Below are 6,992 nucleotides of genomic sequence, written 5' to 3'. Positions count from 1 at the left end.
CAAGAAAAGGCCTTCCGCCTGCTCAACGTCAGCCCCGTCGCCTGTACCCAGTAATCGACTCGCTCGCGCGCACATAACCGTGCGAAATCAAAGCATTAGCGCGCCACGAGCTCAAAGTTCGGTTTAGCCCTCAAGAACACGGCCGATAGGAGGGGATTCCGAGCCCCGATCATCGACCCCATGACCTCCGTTTTTCGCCCCGCCGAGCGCCTGATGGCGCGCCTGAATATCAACCAGAAGCTCACGCTGATCGCGGTGCTGTTCCTGGTGCCGCTATGTGGCGCGATGTATGTCGTGCTGAGCGCTTCCGCGCATTCGATCCGTGCCACCGATAGTGAAATGCGCGGCCTTGCCATCGTCGGGCACGCGCTCGACTTCATGCGCGAGACCCAGGTGCGTCGCGGCGCCGTCAATGCGGTGCTGGCGGGCAATGCGAGTTTCCGCCCGACCTTCGATGGCGCGGACAACAAGGCTGCCGCCAACCTGGCGCAGTTGATCCAGACCACCGTGGAAAACCCCGCCTTCGAACTCGATGCTGGGGCACGCAAGCTGGAGCAGGCCTGGCAACAGATCCGCGGGCTGGGCCTGAACTCCCCGGCCGGGCCGCTGTTCGAGCGGCACAGCGCGCTGGTCCGGCAGACGCAGCTTTACATCGGCGACGTGGCCGACCGCTCCGAACTGGCGCTGGACGGCGAAGCCGCCTCGTACTACCTGATCAGCCTGCTGGTAGGCCCAACGCCCAGGCTGGCCGAGCAGAGCGCGCTGGCTCGCGGCCGCGGCGCCGGCATCATTGCGCAGGGCGGCTATGCCGATGCGGCGCAGCAGGCCGACCTTGGCGCGCTGGCCGAGCAGATCCGCGACGGGCTGGAAGCGGTGCGGCGCGACATTGCACGCGTGCGCCACAGCGCGCCCGCCTACCAGTCGCGGGTAGATGCGGCGCTGGCCAACCTGGCCGCGATGGACAACTTCCACCGCACGCTGAAGGTGCGGATGCTGGGGTCGAGCGGCATCGACATCGAGGCCAAGGCGTATTTCGATGAAGCGAGCGCGGCAATCAATGGCGTGCTCGCGGCCAGCCGGGAATTCTCCGCCATCGCCGGCGCGATGCTGGCGCAGCGCATCGCTGCGCAGAAGCGGCAGTTTGCGCTGCTCGCAGGTGTGGCACTGGTCACGGTGGCGATCGCGTTCTACCTGTTCATCGGTTTCAGCCGCGGCATGCGCAAGGACGTGCGCGAGGTCGCCGGAATGGTCGAGCGCATCAATGCCGGCGACCTCGGCCTGCACATGGCGGTGCACGGCCGCGACGAGTTCAGCGAGGTCAAGCGGCACCTGCTGTCGCTGGTGGACAACTGGCGTGCGCTGATCGGTGATACCAAAGCCGGTGCGCACAACGTGCTGGCGGCCGCGGGCGATATCGCGCAGGGCAATATCGACCTGTCGCAGCGCACCGAGGAACAGGCGTCGTCGCTGGAGCAAACCGCGGCCAGCATGGAGCAGCTCACCGCCACCGTGCAGCAGAACGCCGGCAGCGCCGGGCAGGCCAGCGAGCTGGCGCGCGAAGCCTCCGGCATTGCGCTGGCCGGCGGCGAGGCAGTGAGCCGCATGCAGCAGACCATGCAGCAGATCGAGACCGATTCGCGCCGCATCGTCGACATCATCGCGGTGATCGACAGCATTGCCTTCCAGACCAATATCCTGGCGCTGAATGCGGCGGTGGAAGCCGCGCGCGCCGGCGAGGCCGGCCGCGGCTTCGCCGTGGTGGCGACCGAGGTGCGCGGACTGGCGCAGCGCGCGGGCAGCTCGGCCAAGGAGATCCGCGCGCTGATCTCGCAGTCCGCGGACCGGGTGGCATCCGGCAACACGCTGGCACTGGATGCGGCCGCGACCATGGAGAACACCGTCAGCGCGATCCGGCGGGTCACAGCCATGATGGACGAGATCAGCCACGCTTCGAGCGAACAGAGCACCGGCATCGCCCAGATCAACCAGGCGATTGCGCAGATGGACCAGGTCACGCAGCAGAACGCCGCGCTGGTGGAACAGGCCGCCGCCGCGGCGCAGTCGCTGCAGGAGCAGGCGCTGCATATGCAGCGGGCCATGGGGGTGTTCCGGACGGAGGTGGGAGCCTAGCCGGCGCTGCCGTACCTGGCTTACTCGGCTTACCCGGCGTTCAGCGCCGGAAGATCCAGATTACGACCGACACCACCACCGACACCAGAACGCAGGTCGTGATCGGGAAGTAGAAGCTGAACCCGTCCCGGACGATATGGATATCGCCGGGCAGCCGCCCGAGCGGCAGCTTCGACAGCCAGGGCCAGGTAGCGGCGGCGGCGATCAGCAGGCCGCCGAGGATGAGCAGCAGGCGTTGCATGGGTGGGATCGATCAGGTTCTGCCATGTTCTGATGCGTTGGACCGACGCATGAGCGCAGGATTCCGCCGACGTCCGTGGCGCCTTCAATCGGCCGGCCTCGCCGTCCCTTGGGATAGTACGGCTCAATCGCTGCCAACAGCCGCTGCCATGGCACCACGCTCTCCATCTCGTCCAGGAAGCGCTGGCGACGGGTCACGCGCTTCTTGCCGTGGCTTTCCACTTCCGCAAAACTGATCTGTCACTTCATTTCCCGCTCGTCTCTCAGGCACCTACATGACAACATTTACAAGTCACTCGGCGATGACTGCCGCGCTGATTAAATCAGTTGCTCAAGCGACGCCACCTCGGCCTCGCGTTTTGGGGCGAATTCCGCCTCAAACTTTCTGACAGGGCTCTGACACCAGCAACTGTTGGCTCCGATCTCGCAGGCCAGCGGCGTCTGGCGACGGCTGACCAGGATGCTGCAAGCGCGCTATTGCAAGTACTGGTGGCCCGCAACTCAGGCCACGCGTGGCTACCTGGCCGCCTAGCGATTTAACCGTCCAATTTCTTGGGGTCAGCTCGGACTGGCCCCCGTTTTTTTAGTCGCGTACCGTATATTTCCGAGGTCGTACATCGGCAGAGTCGCTCTGGCAATCATACCCACCTGAAGTTCGGCATCACGTCGCTGTGCTCGTCGATACTGACGCCGCCCAGCTCATTGATCATCCGCTTCGTGGATTCCTTGGATTTCGAGTCGCAGCTGGCAATCATCAGCAACTGGCCCGGTGCCATTTTCGCTTTCTGTCGCCCCAGTTCGAGGCGGCCGATTTTGACGCCGACCAATCCGCCGATCCACCAGCCAATCATCGCGCCTAGCGCGATAGCGCCAACATACGCCATGGCAGTGGCGCCCGTACCGGCAGAGACTCCGTATCTGAAAATTACCAGCGCCGCGACGATCGCGCCGACAAAGATTCCAGTGATCGCCGCTTCTTCGCGATACGTGGTCTGACCGACGTCAACCCTCGGCAATCCGTCAACTGGCTGTTTGTCGCGCTGGACAAACCACGGTCCCGCGACTAGTGCAGATGTACCGGCCAGCTCGTCTAATCGAGTTTGCGCCAGCCTCGCCGTGATGACGTCCTTCAGCCTGAAATACAGCAGCGTACGCATGGTGTTACCTCACTCAATCTCAATTTCCACTTCCGGCGAACCGGCGGATTTTTGCGGAATCATTCCGGCCCAGGCCCCAGGCCCCAGAGCAGAGCCCCTTGACCGTGGGACAGGACGGCGACCCCAGGTTGGGCCAGCCTTCGTTGACAGCGCGATCCCAGTCAATCAGTAGCATGGCTGCCTGATGCCATTGGGTTGCCATCAAGCGGATGAATCCAAATCTCTGGATGGTTCCCTTCGGCAACTGGCCGACCTGGCGGTCGCGCAGTAGGCGCGTGGCGGGAATGGCCCGGTAGGTGGTTTTCGCAGAATTGTTTGGCACGATATTTCCTTTACTGCTTGCAGGGCTGGCTGTGTGGCGGCCGTTGTGACCAAGCGCCACCGCTATGGGCTCCGATCTTCCATTGCGAACGGGTAATCATTTCCATCCGTCCCGAATTGCCGAGGATCTTTACGGCATCATCGTCACGATGAGATCGCGGCCCGGCCGGCTCGAAACGCGAAAGAACAGCAAAGAAGGCGGCAATCAACCTGGCGATCGGTATTGTGGCAAAGGATCCCAATCGCTGGACATCGATTGCATCGATCCTGGCTAACGACCGGCTTCCTTGGTTATTGGGGGAATGAGCGAGCAGAGGTCGCCGCGTGGCAGCTTGCATGAAATTTCCAGGAATCCCCGAGAGTGACTTCAGGAGTCACCAGTCCTAAGACGTTGTCGAGGGGGAAGGCCCGGAAACGAGTGGTAGGCGAACCAGAAGCACGTAGCTTCAGGGACGCCCCAGCTATCAGTATAGATGTCCGTTGAATCTCAGCCCAACGCCCTTACAAAATGGCCTGGCAGGCGTTTCGCCGCGCACCCGCGGCGCCCGCAAACGCGGACCGGTCCACCGCTGGCACTACACTGGAGTGATAATCCGCAGCAATCTTCGCTGTCCGGATCTCTTTCCTTTTCTGCAGATCGTCGTCAACGCAAGGCTTGAGATGAACCGTCTCCAATACTCGGTGAGCCTGTCCTACGAGGTCATGGATCCCATGACGGACTTCCGCTGAACATTGAAGCGGCCAGGACTTTCCGGCAGTTCGTCGCTTCCGAGCGATTACCGAGGCGCTTGTCCTTCGCACCGATCGGTGAATCGATTAACACCGCTGGCCACATAAACAATGAGGGGGATATCGTGTCTGTTGCCGTTGTGAAAGCGGCTCACAAGGCCATGCTTGCCATGCAAGCGCTACGACACCGTGTGCAAAGATTTGGCTTTGCACGCTTGACACCCACTCGACGACTCCCAGCAGTCATGGCAGTTGTCGACTGGGATCGCGCCGTCAATGAAGGGTGGCCCGACCTACACTCGCCGCAATTCCAGGGAGTCGGGAGGCGAAGGCTCGAGAGGACGTCTCGACGTTCTAGGCCATTAGACAACCGCTCAGAGAAAGGATGGGGATTAATGACTCCGCAGCAGCGGCCGGTCGGCAGCCGTACCTGTTTACCATTCGCGATGGCGAGCTGCCCGTTGACAGCACTGTCGTCAGGTCTTCCGACAGTGCTGTCAACGGGCAGCCGTGCTTTCTACGCCAACTCAACAAATTGTCTGATTGACCTCCAGGCAGGAATCATCGTCGATGTCGAGGACGCTGACCAATTGAACGAACGAGGTGAACTCGACCAAGACGATGATTGATCGGGTGGAGCAGCGCTTTGCATTCAAGCCTTCTCACCCGGTGTGCGGCACTGCTGCTGCTTTCTGAGCAAATGGCCTGTCCTGGCCCGCGCATGTCCTTGACGCTCGCCGTGACAGGGCACGACCAGGCCCTGGGTGCGGAGCAACTTCATTGACATGGACACGCCCCTTAGGCTGGTACCGCTATGCAAGCTCGCCGGAGGAATCCATCATGCCTACACCCGCCGTCAAAACGGATTCNCGGCGCTCTTGGAACAGGTGGCCACAAGCCCTGACGGACTGAGCAGCGCTGTGGCGGCTTCGCGCCTGGCACAGTTCGGCCCAAACCTGATCCACGGGGAGCGCAAAAGAGCGCTGATCCTTCAATTTTTGACCAAGTTCCGCAATCCCTTGGTCATCATTCTCCTCACTGCCAGCGGCCTTTCCGCTTTCACTGGCGACACCGTCAGCTTCTTCATTATCGGTACCATCGTCATCATCAGTGTGTCCCTCGATTTCGTCCAGGAATACCGGGCTGGTCAGGCGGCGGATCGACTGCGCCAGTCGGTGGCAGTACGGGGGCAGGTGCTGCGGGACGGCAAGCCCCGTGAGATACCGATTGCGGAGTTGGTGCCCGGCGATGTGGCGCTCCTTACCGCCGGCGACCTGATTCCCTGCGACGGCAGGGTGCTGGAGGCAAAGGACTTCTTCGTCAACCAGGCCCTCCTTACCGGCGAACCATATCCGGTGGAAAAGACCCCCGGTGAATTGCCGCGAGGGACAGAGATCCTCTCGGCCAGCAATACCGTGCTATTGGGGACATCGGTGATCAGCGGCACGGCCAGGGTGCTGATGTGCCGCACCGGGCAGGATACGGCGCTTGGTGAGATTGCCGACACCCTGCTGGTCACGGCCCCGCCCACCGCCTTCGAGCAGGGGACCCATCGCTTCGGGAACCTCATCATGCGCATGACGATCCTCCTCGTCCTGTTCGTGCTTCTCGTCAACGCCTTCTTTCACCGCCCATGGCTCGAATCGTTCCTGTTTGCCGTGGCCCTGGCCGTCGGCCTGACGCCTGAACTCCTCCCCATGGTGGTCTCCGTGACGCTGTCGCGAGGCGCACTGCGCATGGCAGCCAGCAAGGTGATCGTTAAGAGGCTCGCCTCGATCCACAATCTGGGCAGCATGGACGTATTCTGTACCGACAAGACCGGCACGCTGACCGAAGCCCGCATCCACCTGGAGCGCCACCTGGACCCCCTGGGCCGGGAAAGTCGGCGGGTCCTGGAACTGGCCTACTTCAACAGCTTTTTTGAAACAGGACTAAGAAGCCCCCTGGATGACGCCATCCTGGAGCACACAGAAATCGACGTGAGCGGCTGGCGCAAGATCGATGAAGTGCCGTTCGACTTCGAGCGCCGCCGAGTGTCGGTCCTCCTTGACAACGGGACGACCCGACTGCTCGTGGTCAAGGGAGCGCCCGAAGATATCCTGCGTCTGTCGGTCAGCTACGGATTGAATGGCGAGCCCGGTCTGCGGCCCCTGAATGAAGCGGCGCTCAAAAGGATCAACGGGCAATTTGAAGGTCTCAGTAAAGAGGGCTTCCGGGTGCTGGGCATCGCTTCACGGCAGGTGGGGCTGGACCACCCCCATGCCGTGGTGGGTGATGAAACGGAACTAGTCCTTGCTGGCTTCGCGGCCTTCCTCGATCCCCCCAAGGAGAGCGCCAAGGCGGCCCTGGCGGAGCTCGCCGCCGATGGGGTCGCGGTCAAGATCATCACCGGCGATAATGAATTGGTCACGCAGC

Annotated in this window: 7 protein-coding genes and 1 pseudogene; 3 read left to right on the top strand and 5 right to left on the bottom strand. The window is 62.3% G+C overall.

What is annotated here, in order from left to right; all coding sequences use genetic code 11:
• The first annotated feature begins 180 nt into the window (after positions 1-180).
• On the top strand, positions 181-2,130 hold the full coding sequence (locus tag DN412_RS41700) for a methyl-accepting chemotaxis protein (RefSeq protein WP_115216835.1): 1,950 nt from the start codon (positions 181-183) through the stop codon (positions 2,128-2,130).
• Positions 2,131-2,170: 40 nt separating this feature from the next.
• Here DN412_RS41700 and DN412_RS41695 read toward each other — a convergent pair whose 3' ends face one another.
• From DN412_RS41695 to DN412_RS43270, 5 genes and pseudogenes are all read right to left on the bottom strand, one after another.
• Complete coding sequence (locus DN412_RS41695; RefSeq protein WP_078196409.1) at positions 2,171-2,371, bottom strand: DUF2905 domain-containing protein; 201 nt, start codon at positions 2,369-2,371, stop codon at positions 2,171-2,173.
• Positions 2,372-2,460: 89 nt separating this feature from the next.
• Positions 2,461-2,607: pseudogene (locus tag DN412_RS41690) on the bottom strand (transposase); the annotation flags it as partial.
• A 401-nt stretch (positions 2,608-3,008) separates the two neighbouring features.
• Positions 3,009-3,527, bottom strand: a complete 519-nt coding sequence (locus tag DN412_RS41685; RefSeq protein ID WP_115216834.1) for a hypothetical protein — start codon at positions 3,525-3,527, stop codon at positions 3,009-3,011.
• A gap of 19 nt (positions 3,528-3,546) precedes the next feature.
• Entirely contained in the window at positions 3,547-3,849 is a 303-nt protein-coding gene (locus DN412_RS43275) for a hypothetical protein (protein ID WP_133303189.1), read from the bottom strand.
• Between the two features lie 10 nt (positions 3,850-3,859).
• A complete protein-coding gene (locus tag DN412_RS43270; protein WP_133303188.1) occupies positions 3,860-4,186 on the bottom strand; it encodes a hypothetical protein in 327 nt (108 codons plus the stop codon).
• Between the two features lie 786 nt (positions 4,187-4,972).
• Between DN412_RS43270 and DN412_RS43970 the strand changes: the two genes are divergently transcribed.
• Both DN412_RS43970 and DN412_RS41675 read left to right on the top strand, forming a co-directional pair.
• Positions 4,973-5,206 (top strand): hypothetical protein, encoded by a 234-nt coding sequence (locus tag DN412_RS43970; protein ID WP_167471198.1) that lies wholly within the window; start codon positions 4,973-4,975, stop codon positions 5,204-5,206.
• Between the two features lie 156 nt (positions 5,207-5,362).
• Positions 5,363-6,992 (top strand): HAD-IC family P-type ATPase (locus DN412_RS41675; protein ID WP_145970229.1); only part of this gene is annotated, 1,630 nt, incomplete at its 3' end.

Source organism: Cupriavidus lacunae, from assembly GCF_003353055.1.
GTDB lineage: Bacteria > Pseudomonadota > Gammaproteobacteria > Burkholderiales > Burkholderiaceae > Cupriavidus > Cupriavidus lacunae.
Note: the sequence above shows the minus strand (reverse complement) of the source record. Positions and strands in the feature narration are given on the sequence as shown.

Coding starts and splice junctions, on each gene's coding strand:
- DN412_RS43270 (WP_133303188.1), bottom strand. CDS start 4,186: ATGCAAGCTGCCACGCGGCGACCTCTGCTCGCTCATTCCCCCAATAAC.
- DN412_RS41695 (WP_078196409.1), bottom strand. CDS start 2,371: ATGCAACGCCTGCTGCTCATCCTCGGCGGCCTGCTGATCGCCGCCGCC.
- DN412_RS41685 (WP_115216834.1), bottom strand. CDS start 3,527: ATGCGTACGCTGCTGTATTTCAGGCTGAAGGACGTCATCACGGCGAGG.
- DN412_RS41700 (WP_115216835.1), top strand. CDS start 181: ATGACCTCCGTTTTTCGCCCCGCCGAGCGCCTGATGGCGCGCCTGAAT.
- DN412_RS43970 (WP_167471198.1), top strand. CDS start 4,973: ATGACTCCGCAGCAGCGGCCGGTCGGCAGCCGTACCTGTTTACCATTC.